This window comes from Roseovarius sp. BRH_c41 (assembly GCF_000961715.1).
GTDB lineage: Bacteria > Pseudomonadota > Alphaproteobacteria > Rhodobacterales > Rhodobacteraceae > Roseovarius.
The window spans coordinates 180,346-196,970 of the sequence record NZ_LADY01000064.1 but is presented as its reverse complement, the minus strand read 5'-3'; the positions used below and the strand labels follow the sequence as shown (position 1 = coordinate 196,970).

Annotated in this window: 15 protein-coding genes; 12 read left to right on the top strand and 3 right to left on the bottom strand. The window is 62.0% G+C overall.

All coding sequences use genetic code 11. From position 1 onward, the window contains the following. Window positions 1-90: 90 nt before the first annotated feature. From VR71_RS20955 to VR71_RS20940, 4 genes are read left to right on the top strand one after another with little or no spacing between them, the layout of a single operon-like run. Entirely contained in the window at window positions 91-1,233 is a 1,143-nt protein-coding gene (locus VR71_RS20955; protein ID WP_045686416.1) for a glycine cleavage T C-terminal barrel domain-containing protein, read from the top strand. Between the two features lie 27 nt (window positions 1,234-1,260). Next, the gene (locus tag VR71_RS20950; RefSeq protein ID WP_009816040.1) at window positions 1,261-1,710 is read left to right on the top strand and encodes an OsmC family protein; all 450 of its coding nucleotides are present in this window, start codon (window positions 1,261-1,263) and stop codon (window positions 1,708-1,710) included. Window positions 1,711-1,731: 21 nt separating this feature from the next. Next, window positions 1,732-2,532: an enoyl-CoA hydratase gene (locus tag VR71_RS20945; RefSeq protein WP_045686415.1), complete on the top strand. Its 801-nt coding sequence runs from the start codon at window positions 1,732-1,734 to the stop codon at window positions 2,530-2,532. Between the two features lie 3 nt (window positions 2,533-2,535). After that, on the top strand, window positions 2,536-4,206 hold the full coding sequence (locus tag VR71_RS20940) for an acyl-CoA synthetase (RefSeq protein ID WP_045686414.1): 1,671 nt from the start codon (window positions 2,536-2,538) through the stop codon (window positions 4,204-4,206). Here the strand turns inward: VR71_RS20940 and VR71_RS20935 are convergent. Together VR71_RS20935 and VR71_RS20930 are read right to left on the bottom strand one after the other, a co-directional pair. After that, the gene (locus VR71_RS20935) at window positions 4,187-4,975 is read right to left on the bottom strand and encodes a GntR family transcriptional regulator (RefSeq protein ID WP_045686413.1); all 789 of its coding nucleotides are present in this window, start codon (window positions 4,973-4,975) and stop codon (window positions 4,187-4,189) included. The two genes, VR71_RS20940 and VR71_RS20935, sit on opposite strands and share 20 nt — an antisense overlap. Beyond that, the gene (locus VR71_RS20930; protein ID WP_045686412.1) at window positions 4,968-6,092 is read right to left on the bottom strand and encodes an alpha-D-ribose 1-methylphosphonate 5-triphosphate diphosphatase; all 1,125 of its coding nucleotides are present in this window, start codon (window positions 6,090-6,092) and stop codon (window positions 4,968-4,970) included. The genes VR71_RS20935 and VR71_RS20930 overlap by 8 nt, the downstream gene beginning before the upstream one ends. 116 nt (window positions 6,093-6,208) lie before the next feature. Here VR71_RS20930 and VR71_RS20925 point away from each other — a divergent pair, with 116 nt between their 5' ends. The 3 genes from VR71_RS20925 (at window position 6,209) to phnE (ending at window position 8,725) form a co-directional block, all read left to right on the top strand. Beyond that, entirely contained in the window at window positions 6,209-7,066 is an 858-nt protein-coding gene (locus VR71_RS20925) for a PhnD/SsuA/transferrin family substrate-binding protein (protein WP_045686411.1), read from the top strand. 62 nt (window positions 7,067-7,128) lie between these two features. Continuing rightward, on the top strand, window positions 7,129-7,932 hold the full coding sequence (locus VR71_RS20920; protein WP_045686410.1) for a phosphonate ABC transporter ATP-binding protein: 804 nt from the start codon (window positions 7,129-7,131) through the stop codon (window positions 7,930-7,932). Further along, window positions 7,925-8,725 (top strand): phosphonate ABC transporter, permease protein PhnE, encoded by an 801-nt coding sequence (gene phnE, locus VR71_RS20915; protein WP_009816033.1) that lies wholly within the window; start codon window positions 7,925-7,927, stop codon window positions 8,723-8,725. Before VR71_RS20920 ends, phnE begins: the two co-directional genes overlap by 8 nt. Window positions 8,726-8,755: 30 nt before the next feature. Here the strand turns inward: phnE and VR71_RS20910 are convergent, their stop codons facing one another. Continuing rightward, window positions 8,756-10,783 (bottom strand): FkbM family methyltransferase, encoded by a 2,028-nt coding sequence (locus VR71_RS20910; RefSeq protein ID WP_045686409.1) that lies wholly within the window; start codon window positions 10,781-10,783, stop codon window positions 8,756-8,758. A 292-nt stretch (window positions 10,784-11,075) separates the two neighbouring features. Here VR71_RS20910 and VR71_RS20905 point away from each other — a divergent pair, with 292 nt between their 5' ends. From VR71_RS20905 to VR71_RS20885, 5 genes are all read left to right on the top strand, one after another. Further along, window positions 11,076-12,191, top strand: coding sequence for a Xaa-Pro peptidase family protein (locus tag VR71_RS20905; RefSeq protein WP_045686408.1), 1,116 nt, complete (start codon window positions 11,076-11,078; stop codon window positions 12,189-12,191). Between the two features lie 146 nt (window positions 12,192-12,337). Beyond that, a complete protein-coding gene (locus tag VR71_RS20900; protein WP_009816030.1) occupies window positions 12,338-12,961 on the top strand; it encodes a helix-turn-helix domain-containing protein in 624 nt (207 codons plus the stop codon). Window positions 12,962-13,087: 126 nt separating this feature from the next. Continuing rightward, window positions 13,088-14,632: an ABC transporter substrate-binding protein gene (locus VR71_RS20895; RefSeq protein ID WP_045686447.1), complete on the top strand. Its 1,545-nt coding sequence runs from the start codon at window positions 13,088-13,090 to the stop codon at window positions 14,630-14,632. Between the two features lie 71 nt (window positions 14,633-14,703). Then, on the top strand, window positions 14,704-15,711 hold the full coding sequence (locus VR71_RS20890; protein WP_045686407.1) for an ABC transporter permease subunit: 1,008 nt from the start codon (window positions 14,704-14,706) through the stop codon (window positions 15,709-15,711). Continuing rightward, the gene (locus VR71_RS20885; protein WP_045686406.1) at window positions 15,708-16,625 is read left to right on the top strand and encodes an ABC transporter permease subunit; all 918 of its coding nucleotides are present in this window, start codon (window positions 15,708-15,710) and stop codon (window positions 16,623-16,625) included. The genes VR71_RS20890 and VR71_RS20885 overlap by 4 nt, the downstream gene beginning before the upstream one ends.

The window sequence follows — 16,625 nt, the reverse complement described above, 5'->3', positions numbered from 1 at the left end:
GACCGCAAATGCCCCAAGTTCGCCCCTAGAAGGGCGTCAGGATTAGACAGTCCAAAGCCGCGTGGCCGAGGGCAAACAAGGGCGCAAACCATGACACACGCAGACGACTTCGGCTTCGGCACTCAGATCCGCAAATCCCCCTATTTCGACGCCACCGTGCGCTGGGGGGCCAAGGGTTTTTCGGTTTACAATCATATGTATATCCCGCGTGATTTTGGGGACGCGGAACAGAATTTCTGGACCCTCGTGAATGAGGCCATTCTCTGCGACGTGGCGGTCGAGCGTCAGGTCGAGATCACCGGCCCCGATGCCGCACGCTTTGTCCAGATGCTGACCCCGCGCGATCTGTCCAAGATGGCGGTGGGCCAGTGCAAATACATCCTGATCACCAATGCAGAGGGTGGCATCCTGAACGATCCGATCCTGCTACGTCTGGCCGAAAACCATTTCTGGATTTCGCTGGCTGACAGCGACATCCTGCTCTGGGCGCAGGGCGTGGCGGTGCATTCCGGGTTGGACGTCACCATCGGCGAACCAGATGTGTCGCCGCTGCAATTGCAGGGGCCGAAATCGGGCCTGATCATGCAAGAGCTCTTTGGCGAGAGCATCATGGATCTGAAATACTACTGGCTGCGCGAGGTTGAGCTTGACGGCATTCCGCTCCTTGTGTCGCGCACCGGCTGGTCGAGCGAATTGGGCTATGAGATCTATCTGCGGGACAGCGCCCATGGCGATGCGCTCTGGGAGCGGATCATGGCGGCGGGGATGCCGTTTGGTCTCAAGCCCGGTCACACCTCCTCCATCCGCCGGATCGAGGGCGGGATGTTGTCCTATCATGCCGATGCGGACATCAAGACAAATCCCTATGAGCTGGGTTTGGACCGGCTGGTCAATCTCGACATCGAGGCCGAGTTCATCGGCAAGGCCGCGCTGCGCCGCATTCGCGACGAGGGACCGCGCCGCAAGCAGATCGGGTTGATCATCGACAGCGCACCGCTCAAGGGGCCGAACACCACCTTTTGGGCGATCAATGTTGCCGGCACGCCCGTGGGCAAGGTCACATCAGCCGTCTATTCGCCGCGTCTGGAGCGGAATATCGCCCTGGCCATGGTGGCGGCAGAGCATGCCAATATCGGTGCCGAGGTCGAGGTCGTGACCGGTCAGGGGCCAGTGCGCGCCGTGATGGTGGAGCGTCCCTTCTACGATCCCAACAAGAAAATCGCCGCCGCCTGAGCGTTGGCCCGAACCGAGACTTGATCCATGTCCGATCTTTCTATCGAGCTGCATTGGCAGCGCGCCGAACCTGTGCTGCACACCGGCAAATATTCCAATGCCCATACCGTGCAGTTCAACAACCGCCATGATGTCCAAGTGGACGCCGCCCCGGATTGGGGCGGTGATCCGGCCCACACCAACCCCGAACAGGCGCTCGCCTCGGCGCTGTCGAGTTGCCACATGATGACCTTTCTGGCGCTCGCGGCCAAGGCGGGGTGGCCGGTTGCGAGCTATCACGACTATGCCGTGGCCCATCTGGGCAAGAACGCCAAGGGGCAGATGTCAGTGACGCGCATTGATCTGCATCCGGTGGTGCGGTTCGACACCGGTTTTGCGATGGAGGATGCGAAGCTGGCAGAGATGCAGGACCGGGCGCATCGTTATTGCTTTATCGCCAACACGCTCGCCGAGAGCGTGGAAATCAACATTCTCTGACGACCAGAAGGGATCTGATCCGTGCAAACAAGCGATATCCTGCTGTGTGATCTGGATGCTGACGGCATCTTGCGCCTGACTCTGAATGATGTCGGGCGGCGCAATGCGCTGTCCGAGGCGATGCTGGCAGAGCTGGGCGCGGCCCTGGCCAAAGCGGGGAACGATCCTGCGGTCCGGGTGGTGGTTCTGGCTGCCAATGGCCCGGCGTTTTGCGCGGGTCACGATCTCAAGGAAATGACCGCCGAGCGGGCGGATGCGGACCGGGGTCGGGTCTATTTCACATCGGTCATGGCGCTGTGTTCCGGGGTCATGCAATCCATCGTGAATTGCCCGAAACCCGTCATCGCCGAGGTCACGGGCATTGCAACCGCTGCGGGCTGTCAGCTTGTGGCCAGTTGCGATCTGGCGATTGCGGCGGATACGGCGCAGTTCAGCACACCGGGGGTGCATATCGGGTTGTTCTGCTCGACGCCGATGGTGGCACTGTCGCGCAATGTGGCGGGCAAGCATGCGATGGAGATGTTGTTGACCGGCGACATGACAGCCGCCGCGCGGGCGGCGGAAATCGGGCTGGTCAACCATGTGGTTGCGCCCGAAGACTTGCAGGCCGCCACGATGACCCTGGCGCGCAGGATTGCGTCAAAATCCAGCATGACCTTGGCCACCGGAAAGCGGGCGTTCCATGCGCAACGCGAGATGGGTCTGTCCGATGCCTATGCCTATGCCTCTGCCGTGATGGTGGACAACATGCTCGCGCGGGATGCCGAAGAGGGCATTGCTGCCTTTATCGAAAAACGAAGCCCCCAGTGGCAGGATGCCTGACCGATGACACCGAACCCCTATAACACCGGCCTTGACCGCACCCCCGCGAATTACCAACCGCTGACACCGCTCAGTTTTCTGGAGCGTGCCGCCAGTGTGTTTCCCGATCACACGGCAATTGTGCACGGCGCGCTGCGGCGCAATTACGCCGATTTTTACGCGCGCTCGCGGCAATTGGCCTCGGCGCTGAGCGCAAGGGGATTGGGGCGCGGCGATACCGTGTCGGTGATGCTGGCCAATACGCCCGCGATGCTGGAATGCCACTACGGCGTGCCGATGTGTGGCGCGGTCCTGCATTCGATCAACACGCGGCTCGACGCGGCCATCATCGCCTTTCAACTGGATCATGCCCTGTCACGGGTGGTGATCGTGGACCGCGAATTTATGCCGCTGATGCAAGACGCGCTCTCGCTGGCGAACGTCACCCCGCTCCTGATCCAATATGACGACCCGGAGTTCAGCGGTTCGGAGTTTGCGACCGATGCAGAGGACTACGAGATAGTCCTGTCAGCGGGTGATCCGGCGTTCGACTGGCTGATGCCAGAGGATGAATGGAACGCGATTTCGATCAACTACACCTCTGGAACGACGGGTGACCCCAAGGGCGTGGTGTCGCATCACCGGGGGGCCTATCTCTTGGCGCAGGGCAATGCGCTGACCACCTCGATGGCCAAACATGCGGTCTATCTCTGGACCCTGCCGATGTTCCACTGCAACGGCTGGTGTTTCCCCTGGACGCTCTCGGCGATCATCGGCACGCATGTCTGTCTGCGCCAAGTGCGCGCGGACCCGATCTGGGAGGCGCTGGCGCAAGAGCGGGTGACACATCTCTGCGGTGCGCCGATTGTCATGTCGCTGATGATCTCGGCCCCAGAGACGGTGAAGCACGCCTTGGATCACAGGGTGCAATTTTTCACTGCCGCCGCACCGCCGCCCGAAAAACTGCTCGCGGAGATGAAAGACGCGGGCTTTGACGTGACCCATCTCTATGGGTTGACCGAGACCTATGGCCCGGCGGTCGTCAACGACTGGCATGACGAGTGGTCGGCTCTGCCCGCCGCGCAGCAAGCCAAGCTCAAGGCGCGCCAAGGCGTGCGCTATCTGGCGCTTGAGGGGCTCGATGTGATGGACCCCGAAAGCATGACGCCGGTGCCGTGCGACGGGCAGACCATGGGCGAGGTCATGTTTCGCGGCAATGTCGTGATGAAGGGCTATTTCCGCAATCCGCAGGCCACGCAAGACGCCTTTGCTGGCGGCTGGTTCCACTCGGGCGATCTGGGTGTGCGACATCCCGATGGCTATATCCAGCTCAAGGACCGCTCCAAGGATGTGATCATCTCGGGCGGCGAGAACATATCGTCCATCGAGGTGGAAGAGGCGCTCTATCGTCATCCGGCAGTGGCCGTGACGGCCGTGGTCGCCATGCCGCATGAGAAATGGGGCGAGACCCCGTGCGCCTTTGTCGAACTGACCGAGGGGCAGGTGGCGGATGCCGAAACCCTGCGGGCATGGTGCCGCGATCATCTGGCCCCCTACAAGGTTCCCGGCCACTTTGTCTTTCTACCCATCCCGCGCACGTCGACCGGCAAGATCCAGAAATTCCTGTTGCGGGCGCAGGCCGAAGATTTGGCGCTGAGCCGCATCCCGGACCGGGCTAGCTCGGTGGTGATTTGAACACGAATTCGACGCTGGTCATCGGCCAGCAGCCCCGGTTGAACTCGATCGCCGTGCCCTCCGGATCGCGGTTGATGGCGGTGACATATTGCACCGGGGTATTGTCGTTGAGGCAGAGGATTTCCGCCTCATCAGGCCGCGCAAAGCCGCCACTCACACGGGTTTCGGCGCGGCGAAACCACGGAATTCCCGCTGCCTTGTAAACCGCGCTGACCGATTGACCGATCGTGTAGATCCGCTCGAATTCGGGAAAGCGGTGCGCGGGCAGTTCCTTGCGCGTGAAATAGATCGGCGCACCGTCCAAGAGACGCATCCGGTGCAGCACGATCACCAGATCCCCCGGCCTCAGATCAAAGAGGCGCGCCGCCTCGGGGCTGGGTGCGGCCCGCTCAAGTCTCAGGGTGCGTGATGTCACCTGCGCCTCGCACCCGATAAGCGAGTCGGCAAAGCGCATGTCGTTGCGGATCACAAAGGCACGCGGCACGGGGCGCACGAAAATGCCCACGCCCTTGCGCGCCTGCAATTTGCCTTCGCTCTGCAAGAGTGCGAGCGCGCGGCGCATCGTCAGGCGGTTGACCCGGAACATCTCGGCCAATTGCACCTCGCCGGGCAGGCGGCTGCCGGGGGTCACGATGGCCCCGTCGATTGCCCGCGCTAAGCGGTCATAGATCTGCAACCAGATCGGGCGCTCGGAGCGGGCGTCATAGGCCAGCCCCCCCAGCCGGGCGAGATCTGTCTCCGCCTGCGCTAGCGCTGTCAGGTCAGCCACGGGTCAGGACCTTTCTGCCTTGGACAAACACCGCCTCGATCTTGCGGGTTTGCGGGTTCACAACAAGAACATCCGCCCGCTTGCCGGGTCCGAGCGTGCCCCTGTCATCTAGTCCTGCCGCCGCCGCCGGATTGGCCGACACCAGCGCCCAAGCCTGTGACAGCGGCAGGATGCCAGCCTCGTGCAGCCGCCACACCGCATGAAACGGCGCCGGATAGTAATAATCCGATGCAAGCACGGTGCAGAGCCCCGCCCGGATCGCCGCCGTTGCGCAGAGCGCTCCATTGTGGCTCTCGCCGCGCAGGGCATTGGGTCCGCCAAGGATCACAGGCTCATTCGCCGTCCGCGCCTCGGCGGCGGCCTCTTTGGACATCGGAAATTCGGCCACCGTCACGCCGCGCGCGCGCCCCGCGCGCCGATCCTCGACGGTCATGTCGTCATGCGACAGAACTGGGTGGCCAAGCGTGGTGGCCCCTGCACAAATCCGGTCCATCGCCGCCGGCACTTCATCTTGTCGCGCCAGCACCGCCGCAATTGCAGCCTTGGCATCGGCGGGCGCAAGGCCCATGCGCACCGCCATCCGCTTGAGCTTGGCGCTGTCTTCGCCCAGTTTGTGATTGGCGCTGGTGTGATCGTTGAGCGACAGGATATCGCTTGGTCGCCGCGCCAGCCAGCCCAGCACCTCATCGACATGGTCGATGGCAAAGGTTTCCCAGCGGATGTTCAACCGCGTGTCGCAGGCCAGCATCGGTGCCACCCGTTCCAGCGCCGCAAGCAGCGCGCGCGTGATGGCAATGTCGCGCAGACCCGGCTCCCACGAGACCGTCAATCCGTGATAGGCGGTCGTGATCCCGTTGGAGATGAGTTGCGCATCCGCCTCGCGATAGGCCAGATCATAGGGGAAATGCACCCCCGGGCGCGGTTGCACCAACGCCTCGAACCCGTCGCCATGCAGGTCAATGATCCCCGGCAGGATCAGACGCCCGCTGGCGTCATAGATCTCGGCCCGCTCGGCGGGCTCTGCCGTGATCACACCGTTGGTGATATTCAGCGGCTGATCGGCAAAACGCTCGCCCAAGAGGGTCTGTCCGCCGGTGAGTGTCCAGTTTGTCGTCATGGTGTCGCAAGTCCCCGTGTCACGAAAGTGTCAACCGAATCCCATATGCCTCGGTTGTGTGACGTTCCTGTGTACACAACAACCTAGATTCAGCCCCGAACATCCTGGAGACCCCCATGATCCGTTCCCTGCTCGCCGCCACTGCGGTATCCCTCGCCAGCGCCCTGCCTGCCGTGGCAGAACCGCTGAAGTTTGCCGTCACCGACATCGAAGGGCTCGAAACCCTGCAACAGGAATTCGGCGCCTTCGAAGCGAAACTCGAAGAGTTGACCGGCCAAGAGATCGAGCTTTTCGCTGTCAGTTCCCGCACCGCCGCTGTTGAGGCGCTCAATCAGGATCAGGTCGATCTGGTTTTGACTGGTCCTGCGGAATATGTCGTGATCAAGGAGTTGACCGACGCCCGGATCGTGACCGCCTGGCAGCGCCCCAATTACTACGCCCAGATTGTCACCCTGTCGGATGGGCCGATCAAATCGGTGCAGGATATCAAGGGCAAGGTCGTGACCTTTGGCTCTGTCGGCTCGACGTCGCAGCATCTTGGACCCGCGCAGGTGCTGGCCGATTTCGGTCTGGCCTATAACACGGACTACCAGCCGCAGATCATCTCGCGCAACACCGCAATCGAGGCGCTCATTCGCGGCGATGTTGCCGCCGTTGGCATGAACGAGAGCCACCTTGGCCGCATTCGCGAAGCCTTTCCCGAGGTGTCCTTTACCGTCGTCGCCCGTGGCCGCGATCTGCCCAATGACATCCTCGTGGCGCGCTCTGATGCGGATGCTGATGCCGTGGCCGCGGTCAAATCCGCCTTTGTCGATCACGCACCGGAACTTATGGCGGCCATCCTGACCGGAGAGGACAACCAGAAGTTCAAGGGCGGTTTCTTTCTGACCGAGGTCGAGGACAGCGATTACGACTATGTCCGCTCGATGTATGCGACCATCGGTGTGGATACCAAATCCTTCGTCGGAAACTGAACGGGGCATCCCCATCCGGCCGGGGGCAGCGCCCCCGGTCTTTTGCAACCCGGAGATTGGCCATGCTTGACCTTGAGGGTGATACCCGGTGCGACGCGCAGCAGGCCGAGGCCGATGTTGCGCCGTTGATCGTGGCGCGCGGGTTGAGCAAGGGCTATGGCCGGGGCGGCATCGTGCTCGACGGTATTGATCTGGATATTCGCCGGGGCGAGCGTGTGGCCCTGATCGGGGCCAACGGCTCTGGCAAATCCACCCTTCTCAAGAGCCTGATTGGCCTGCACCCGATCTCCGGCGGCACGCTCACCTGCTTTGGCCATCCGGTCGGCCCAGAGTCGGGTCGCGCGCACCGTCTGCGCATGCGGCGTCAGACCGGCTTTGTCTTTCAGAAACATTGCCTTGTGCGTCGGCGGTCGGTTCTCTCCAATGTCATTCACGGCCTGTTCGGCGAGCCCGGAAGCTGGCGCGCGTTTTCGCATAGCCTGGCCCCCCTTGAGTGGCGCGACCGCGCGATGCAGGCGCTCGGTGATGTCGATCTCGCGCACAAGGCCCTGCACCGCGCCGATGCGCTCTCGGGCGGGCAGCAGCAACGCGTCGCCATTGCCCGCGCGCTTGTGCGGCGTCCGCGTCTGCTCATCGCCGATGAACCGGCCGCGAGCCTTGATCCGGTTTCGGGGGTTAATGTCATGGAACTCTTCACCAAACTGTGCCGGACTCAGGGCATCACGTTGCTCTACACGTCGCATGACATGGCGCATACGATGGACTACGCCGACCGGATTGTCGCGCTCAAGGGGGGGCGGGTGTTCTTTGACCGCCCCGTGACCAAGGTCACGCCAGCCGATCTCAGGGACACATTCGATGGTTGATCAGCGCCTTCAGGCACCGGACAGGTTCAGGCGGTTTTCAGCGGTGAATTTCGTCTTGTTGGTCGCTCTCGGGGCCATCATCCTTGTCTCCATGGGTCAGGTCGCCCCCTCTCCACAACAATTGGCCCAAGGATTGCCGGGCATGGCGAACCTGATTGGCCGGATGTTGCCACCCAATCTGGAGCCGGATTTTCTGGCCCGCGTCGCGCTGCGCATGATCGAGACCTTTCAAATCGCTCTCGTGGGCGCGGTCCTTGGCATTGTTGTCAGCCTGCCTATCGCGTGGTGCGCCGCGCGGGGAGTGTCGCCGCTCGGGCGGGGGAATATTTTGGTCAAGGCGTTTATTTCCTTTCTGCGCACCGTGCCGGATCTGGTCTGGGCGCTGCTCTTTGTGGCCTCGATCGGGCTTGGGGCAGTGGCGGGCACGATGACCATCATGGTCGATACCATCGGCTTTTGCGGTCGCTTCTTTGCCGAGGCAATGGAGGACGCGGAAAAGGAACCGCAAGAGGCGTTGGCCGCCATTGGGGCCAATCGCCCTTCGATCCTCATCGGGGCGATACTGCCCGATATCCTGCCCTCGCTGATCAATTCCTCGCTCTTCGCGCTGGAAAAGGCGGTGCGGTCTTCGGTCGTTCTGGGATTGGTCGGCGCGGGCGGGATCGGTCAGGAACTCAAGGTCGCCTTTGACCTCTTTCAGTACCGCAACGCCTCGATGATTATTCTGGCGATCTTTGCGATTGTTCTGCTGATGGAAATTTGCACCGACAAACTGCGCGCCCGCCTGACGTGAGCATCCGCCGCGACGGGCAGACGGGCACCGTTAAACCCTGTCGATGAACCGTTCCGCCACCTTGGTCTTGATCTCGCCGCGCTGCACCAGAATTTCGAGACAGCGCAGGGTGATGTCGGAAAACCCATAGCAGGTGTCACACAAGAGCGCGATCTTGCGCAGATCCCCGCTGGCAATCGCATCGGGTTGTGACAGGTCGCGCAGATAGAGAATATCGCCATCCAGCATCTGCTGTGGCGTTGCCCCCTCGATCTGCCCCAACCACTTGGACCGCACCAATCGCTTTTCGATATGCAGGAACGAATGCGGCACCAGCCCGTGATGTTGCAAGATGCGGTCGATCTCGCCAAAGGAAGGCTGGTTGTCATAGAGCGGAAAGAAATTCACCTCGCTCTGGACCGCGAGCGTCTGGGACAGCGCCGTCTTGGCATGGCCAAAGATCATCGCCTCGGCCCCCTGCACGTCGATCTTGAGGAAATCGACCCGGCCAATGCCCTCGATCTCATCGAGCTTGCGGCTGGGCAGGTCAATATGTCCGGTGGGCCGCGCGGCACGGCGCAGGCCCAGCAGGTGATCCAGAGTCGCCTGTCGGATTTCAAGCAACGAGGCCAGTCCCGACCCCCGATAGAGGTTGAGCCGATGGGTCTCGCCATCGCCCACCACATCGGGAAAATAGGTCTCATTCGCGGATTTCTGCGCGTTGAGCGCGGCGAGCGCCTCTGGTTGCGGCTCGAACCCGGTCACATGCGCATGGCCTGCGGCCAGCAGCTCTTTGTAGGGCGCATCATGGTTCATCGGGTTGGCCCCGATGTCGAGAATACGCAGGGGCTCGGTCAGCCCCAAGGTCTTGACCAGATCCGCCAGCCGCGTCTTGGCGCGCTCTGCGGGGGGGGCATCAGTGCGTGCGGGCGCGGCAAGGGGCGTCGCCTGTACCGCGTGCAGGCTTGACCCCGATCCGTCGTGCAGGTCTTGCAGAACCATCATCATCTGTGCGGAGATGATCGCGGGCGCGCGCCGTTGCGCAAAATCAAACGCCGCCAGACGCCGCACGCGCAGCTCTTGGTCCGGCATTTCGACCAGGCGCGTCATCATCCGCAACAGGCCGCGCGGTGCCTGCGGATCGTAGAGCAGATCGTGATTGTCGGGGGCGACATGGTCGCGCAGCGCATCGGTTGCCGGGCCGATCACCGGCAGGCCAAACCCCTGTGCCAGCATCACCGACCCCGATGTGAACAGGGTGTTGAACGGCGCAACAAAAACCTGCGCCCGCGCAAATATGCCGGCGACGGCCTCATCGGGGACCGCCTCATCCGTGATCTCGATAGCGTCCAGCCCCTGAAAATCGCGAAACAATTTCTGGTGACTGCGCGCCGACCGGCCACAGAGATGCAGGTGAAACGGCACCTCGCGCCGCAGCAGAACCTTGGCGGTATCGACCAGCGTATCAAGCCCCTTGTTGGCCCGGAACGCGCCAAAGAACAAAAACGACCGCGCGGCGCAGTTGGGCAGATCGCGCGTCAGGCTGGTCTCTTCCGCCTCGTAATGACCAAGGTAACTCGGGTGCGGAATGATCCGCAGGCGCGCCGCCTCGACGCCCCAGTCGCGCTGCATATGCAGGGCCGCATCGGGGGTATGCACATGCACCAGATCGGCCAGCGCGACAACGCGGGCGCGCGCGGCGCAAAAGGTCGCGGGGTCCACGTCCCGGTGCGGGCTGCGATTGTGAACCGTCCACAGAATACGCCCGCCACCGGCCTTGAACGCCTCGAGCGCCGCCAGATCACGCTCGGCGTCATTGGCATTGGCCGCACTGTCGCGGGACCGGCCAAAAATCAGATCATCCCAATGCAGATGCAGCAGCCGTTGCCCCTCTGCCAGCACTTTGGGCAGATCGACAATCTCGGTCTTGTTGAACGGTTCAGCGCAAAACGCGGCGTGTTCGGCGGAATAAAGCAACCGTTGATAGGGATTGCCGCGGGACATCGGCAGGTTGAGAACCGGCGTGGGGGCCGCAGCCACGTGTGGTTTTGCGGTCTTGATCGTTGCGCTTTTCGCCATGTCTCGCCCTTTTTCCCCATACCACCAATTACGATTGATCCGGCGCTTGCAACAGAAATCTACCCGTTCGCCCTGTCACACAAGGCCATATCACACAGCGCGGCCACGTTCCTGCCGGAACGGATCAAAAACCGTGGCTGACCTGACCCGGCAGCCTGAGTAGGCGGCGCGGTCCGCGACGCTCAGAAGGGCCGTGTGACGCCCCGGATTGTCTTCTATTGTCGCGGCATCCGGGTTGATTCGCTGCGCTGCGCGTCGCACCCGCCCAAGATCCAATCCGGCAGGAGCCGCAATGACCCGCTTTCCGCTCGCCCAATCCCGCCTCTCTGCCCTACGCACCCGTATGGAAGCCACCGGCACCGATCTGGTGGCGCTTGGACCGTCGAGCCATATGGCATGGCTCTCGGGCGTGCATCCGCATGGCGATGAGCGGCCCGTGATGCTCTTGGTCAGCCGCACGTATGCCGGGTTTCTCATGCCCTCGCTCAATGCCGCCTCGGCGCGGCAATCGACCGATCTGCCATTTCATATGTGGCGCGATGACGAAGGCCCGCTGGCGGCGCTGCACGATGTTTTGCGCGCCTGTGACGCTGCGCGCCCCGGCCTGTCGGTGGTGTTGGATGAGACCATGCGTACGGATTTCTCGCTTTTGCTGCTTGACCATCTCGACACGCCGACCCGCCGGTTTACCGACGATACGGTCGGCGCGCTGCGTGCCTGCAAGGACGCCGCCGAGTTCGACGCGATCAAGGCCGCGCATCGCCTCAATGACCAAGCCGTGCAGGCCGCGTTCGAGGCGCTCCGCACGGGCATGACCGAGCGCGATCTGGTGCAGGTCATTCAGGATTTCTATGGCGCGCATGGCGCGACGCTGGAATTCTGTTCGGTTTGCTTTGGCCCGTCGGGGGCCTTTCCGCACCATACGCCCGGCATGACGCGGCTAGAGCGCGACATGCCCGTGTTGCTCGATACCGGCTGCCGCCTGAACGGCTACCCCTCGGACATGACGCGCTGCGGCTATTTCGGCACGCCCGACGCCACCTATACCGAGGTTTTTGCCGTGGTCGATCAGGCCGTCCGGGCGGCGCTGGACGCCGCGCGCCCCGGCGCTCTGGCGCGCGATATCGACAAGGCGGCGCGCGATGTGATCACCGCCGCAGGCTATGGCGACCGCTTCTTGCATCGCACCGGCCACGGCCTTGGCATCGACATCCACGAGCCGCCCTATATCACCGCCACCGCAGATACCCCGCTGGCAGAGGGCAATGTGTTCTCCATCGAACCGGGCATCTATCTTGAGGGGCGCTTTGGTCTCCGGCTCGAGGAAATCGTGATTCTGCGGCCCGAGGGGGCCGAGGTCTTCTCGGATATGCCCCGCGATCTGCTGGTGCGCCCGTTGCCTGACTGATCCAATGGGCGTCAACCCAGGGCTGTAGTGCGATATAGGTCCGATTCGGTGGCAAAAAATTTTCCAGAGGCAAAAATTTTTGTTGCAATGGCTTTGCATTTCGTCTGAGGTGTGGCCAAGAAACGCCTTCTGACCCAAGGACGCCGATGACCTATTCACCTGCCGGTGCGCCACTCGCCTTGGGCCGCCGCATACGAAAACGCAGGCAGCGCATGTCGATGACCTTGCAGGATCTCAGCAACGGATGTGGAGTGTCGGTGAGCTATCTCAGCCAGATCGAACGCGACAATGCCGTGCCCACCCTGGGCACGCTGGCCGAAATCGCGGCGGCGCTGGATGTCAGCATCGACCATTTCATCGCCACCCCGCGACAGGCGGATAGCGTGACCCGCGCCGAGACACGCCCGCAGTTTTCCATTTCCGGCACCTCCATCATCTATGAACAGATCGGGGCCGAGTTTCCGGGTCATGAGCTGACCTCCTTCGTCCTCAATGTGCCGCCCGCCTATCAGTCCGAAACCGTGCAGCATTCCGGCGAAGAGCTGATCTTTGTGCTCGACGGCGAGATCCTTCAAGTGGTCAATGGTCAGCAATTCCTGCTGCGCGCCGGGGACAGTATGCACTATCTGGGCCAGCATCCGCATTCCTGGTCCAACGTCAGCGCGCATTGGGCGCGTCTGCTCTGGACCGGCAAGATGCTGCATGGCGCAACCCCCTCGTCCTATGTGCCGCGCACTGTCGCGGAGACTTCAAAATCCGACATTCCCTGAGCGACAACACAACATGTCGCTCTGGCACCAGCCGGGCAAACCGGCGCAATCTTACCAAATCCAACAAGGAGAACACGCGTGAAACACCTATTGCTCTGCGCTTCGGCTCTGGCGCTGACCGCCACGATGTCCGAGGCCAAAACCTTTGTCTATTGCTCCGAAGCCTCGCCCGAGGGCTTTGATCCCGCGCCCTTTACCGCTGGCGGCACTTTCGATGCCTCTGCGCATCCGATCTACAACCGCCTGACAGAATTCAAGAAAGGCACGACCGAGGTCGAACCGGGCCTTGCGGAAAGCTGGGACGTGTCCGAGGACGGCACCGAATACACCTTTCATCTGCGCGAGGGTGTCAAATGGCACGCGAACGACAACTTCACGCCCACCCGTGACTTTAACGCTGATGACGTGATCTTTTCCTACGAGCGTCAGGGGTCGGCCGATCATCCGTGGCACCAGTATATCGCCGGTGTGACCTATGAATATTACACCTCGATGGCGATGCCCGAGCTGATCAAATCCATCGAGAAAATCGACGACTACACCGTCAAATTCACCTTGAACCAGCCCGAGGCACCGTTTCTTGCGAATATCGCGATGCCTTTTGCCTCGATCGTGTCCAAGGAATATGCCGATACGCTTGACGCCGCAGGCACCAAGGAAGACCTCAACAACCTGCCCATCGGCACCGGCCCTTTCAAGTTCGTAGCCTATCAAAAGGACGCCGTTGTCCGCTACACCAAGAACGCCGACTATTGGGGCGAGGGCGCGATCATTGATGATCTGGTCTTTGCCATCACGCCCGACGCGGCCGTGCGCCTGCAAAAGCTCAAGGCTGGCGAATGCCACCTGATGCCCTATCCGGCCCCGGCTGATATCGAGACGATCAAGGCAGACCCCAACCTCAAACTGGACGAACAGGCCGGTCTGAATGTGGGCTATCTGGCCTATAACACCACCGTTGCGCCGTTTGACAACGCCCGCGTCCGCAAGGCGCTGAACATGGCGATCAACAAGAACGCCATCGTTGACGCGGTGTTCCAAGGGGCGGCTGCCCCCGCCAAGAACCCGATTCCGCCAACCATGTGGTCCTATAACGATGCGATCGAGGATGACCCCTACGATCCCGAAGCCTCCAAGAAGATGCTGGAGGAAGAGGGCGTGACCGACCTCTCGATGAAAATCTGGGCGATGCCGGTGCAGCGCCCCTATATGCCCAACGCGCGTCGCTCGGCAGAACTGATGCAGGAAGATCTCTCCAAGGTTGGCGTCACGGTCGAGATCGTGTCTTATGAATGGGGCGAGTATCTGCAAAAGTCGATGGAAGCAGGCCGTGACGGTGCGGTGATGCTGGGCTGGACCGGGGACAATGGCGATCCCGACAACTTCCTGTCGGTGCTCTTGTCCTGCGATTCCGCTGGTGAAGGCGGTGCCAACCGCGCCTTCTGGTGCAACGAGGAGTTCTCCAAGCTGCTCAAGGATGCCAAAATCACCGCCGACCCCGCAGAGCGGACCGCGCTCTACGAACAGGCGCAGGTGATTTTCAAGGATCAAGCCCCGTGGTTCACCATCGCACACTCGACCCAATATGTGCCGATGTCGACCAAGGTCTCCGGGTTCAAAATGAGCCCCTTGGGTGATTTCACCTTCGAGACCGTTGACCTTGCCGAATAACCGGATCGTCTTGATCTGAAACCGAACGCGCGGGGGCTTGGCCCTCGCGCGTTTTCAAAGGAAAGCGGCGCATGATCCGATTCATCCTGTCCAAACTCCTCTACCTGATCCCGACGTTTCTCGGGATCACCATCATCGCCTTCAGCTTCGTGCGCATCCTGCCCGGTGATCCGGTGCTGCTGATGGCGGGTGAGCGTGGCGTGACGCCCGAACGGCATGCCGAACTGAGCGCACAATTGGGCTATGATCAGCCCATCGTGATGCAGTATTTCGAGTTCCTCGGACGGCTCTTGCAGGGCGACATGGGCAATTCGCTCGTGACCAAGAAGCCGGTGCTGGACGAATTCCTGACCCTCTTTCCCGCGACCGTCGAACTTGGCCTCTGCGCCATTCTCATCGCCACGGTGATCGGCGTTACCGTCGGCGTGCTTGCCGCCATCCGACGCGGAAGCTGGTTTGACCAGATTTCCATGACCCTCGCCCTCGTCGGGTTTTCCATGCCGATTTTCTGGTGGGGGCTGCTGCTCATCATCTTTTTCTCGGGCATTCTGGGCTGGACGCCGGTGTCGGGGCGCATAAGCCTCTTGTATTACTTCCCCGATGCAACCGGGTTCATGCTGATCGACAGCCTGCTCTCGGGGCAAAAGGGGGCGTTCACCTCGGCGCTGAGTCACCTCATCCTGCCGTCGCTGGTGCTGGCCACCATCCCGCTTGCGGTCATCGCCCGCCAGACCCGGTCTGCCATGCTCGAAGTGATGGGCGAGGATTACGTCCGCACCGCCCGCGCCAAGGGCATGCCGCAATACCGCGTGATCGGCATCCATGCCCTGCGCAATGCGATGGTGCCGGTGGTCACCACCATTGGCCTGCAAATCGGGGTGCTGATGGCCGGTGCGATCCTGACCGAAACCATCTTTTCATGGCCCGGCATCGGCAAATGGATGATCGATTCCATCTCGCGCCGGGATTATCCGGTGGTGCAATCCGGCCTCTTGCTCATCGCGGCGCTCGTGATGATCGTCAACCTGCTGGTCGATCTGACCTATGGCCTCATCAACCCGAGGATTCGTGTGAAATGAGCGATACATCCAACCTTGCCGCCCCGGTGAAACTGTCCGACGCGGCAATCCGCCGTCGCATGCTGGCTGAATTCTGGTTCTACTTCAGCCAGAACCGCGGCGCGGTCATCGGTCTGGCGGTCTTTATCTGCTTGGTGCTGACGGCCGTCTTTGCCGCTGCTCTGGCCCCGCATGACCCCACCACGCAATACCGCGAGGCGCTGCTCGTGCCGCCCGTCTGGGCCGAAGGTGGCAGCACGCAGTTCCTGCTTGGCACCGATGCGGTCGGGCGCGACATGCTCTCGCGCCTGATCTTTGGCGCGCAATATTCGCTCTTCATCGGTATCGTGGTGGTCTCCATCGCTCTCTTTGGTGGCGTCATCATCGGCCTTTTGGCCGGGTTCTTTGGCGGCTGGATCGACAGCGTCATCATGCGGATGATGGATGTGATCCTGGCCTTCCCATCGCTCCTTCTGGCGCTCGTGCTGGTGGCGGTGCTTGGGCCGGGGCTGACCAATGCGATGATCGCCATCGCGATTGTCTATCAGCCGCATTTCGCCCGCCTGACCCGCGCTGCTGTCATGTCCGAGATGAAGCGCGAATATGTCAGTGCCGCGCGCGTGGCGGGCGCGGGTAATCTGCGCCTGATGTTCAAGACCATCCTGCCCAATTGCCTTGGACCGCTGATTGTGCAGGCAACATTGTCCTTTTCCTCGGCGGTGCTCGATTCCGCCGCCCTGGGCTTTCTCGGCATGGGCGCACAGCCGCCGTCGCCGGAATGGGGCACCATGCTGGCCGAGGCGCGCGAATTCATCCTGCGCGCGTGGTGGGTTGTCACATTCCCCGGCCTCGCCATCCTGATTTCGGTGCTGGCGATCAACCTCATGGGCGACGGGCTGCGTGATGCGCTTGACCCCAAGCTGAAGCGGAGTTGA

Bases quoted from the DNA above. Each gene is read 5' to 3' on its own strand.
- VR71_RS20955 (WP_045686416.1), top strand. From the start codon at position 91: ATGACACACGCAGACGACTTCGGCTTCGGCACTCAGATCCGCAAATCC.
- VR71_RS20950 (WP_009816040.1), top strand. From the start codon at position 1,261: ATGTCCGATCTTTCTATCGAGCTGCATTGGCAGCGCGCCGAACCTGTG.
- VR71_RS20940 (WP_045686414.1), top strand. From the start codon at position 2,536: ATGACACCGAACCCCTATAACACCGGCCTTGACCGCACCCCCGCGAAT.
- VR71_RS20930 (WP_045686412.1), bottom strand. From the start codon at position 6,092: ATGACGACAAACTGGACACTCACCGGCGGACAGACCCTCTTGGGCGAG.
- VR71_RS20925 (WP_045686411.1), top strand. From the start codon at position 6,209: ATGATCCGTTCCCTGCTCGCCGCCACTGCGGTATCCCTCGCCAGCGCC.
- VR71_RS20920 (WP_045686410.1), top strand. From the start codon at position 7,129: ATGCTTGACCTTGAGGGTGATACCCGGTGCGACGCGCAGCAGGCCGAG.
- phnE (WP_009816033.1), top strand. From the start codon at position 7,925: ATGGTTGATCAGCGCCTTCAGGCACCGGACAGGTTCAGGCGGTTTTCA.
- VR71_RS20910 (WP_045686409.1), bottom strand. From the start codon at position 10,783: ATGGCGAAAAGCGCAACGATCAAGACCGCAAAACCACACGTGGCTGCG.
- VR71_RS20905 (WP_045686408.1), top strand. From the start codon at position 11,076: ATGACCCGCTTTCCGCTCGCCCAATCCCGCCTCTCTGCCCTACGCACC.
- VR71_RS20900 (WP_009816030.1), top strand. From the start codon at position 12,338: ATGACCTATTCACCTGCCGGTGCGCCACTCGCCTTGGGCCGCCGCATA.
- VR71_RS20895 (WP_045686447.1), top strand. From the start codon at position 13,088: ATGTCCGAGGCCAAAACCTTTGTCTATTGCTCCGAAGCCTCGCCCGAG.
- VR71_RS20890 (WP_045686407.1), top strand. From the start codon at position 14,704: ATGATCCGATTCATCCTGTCCAAACTCCTCTACCTGATCCCGACGTTT.
- VR71_RS20885 (WP_045686406.1), top strand. From the start codon at position 15,708: ATGAGCGATACATCCAACCTTGCCGCCCCGGTGAAACTGTCCGACGCG.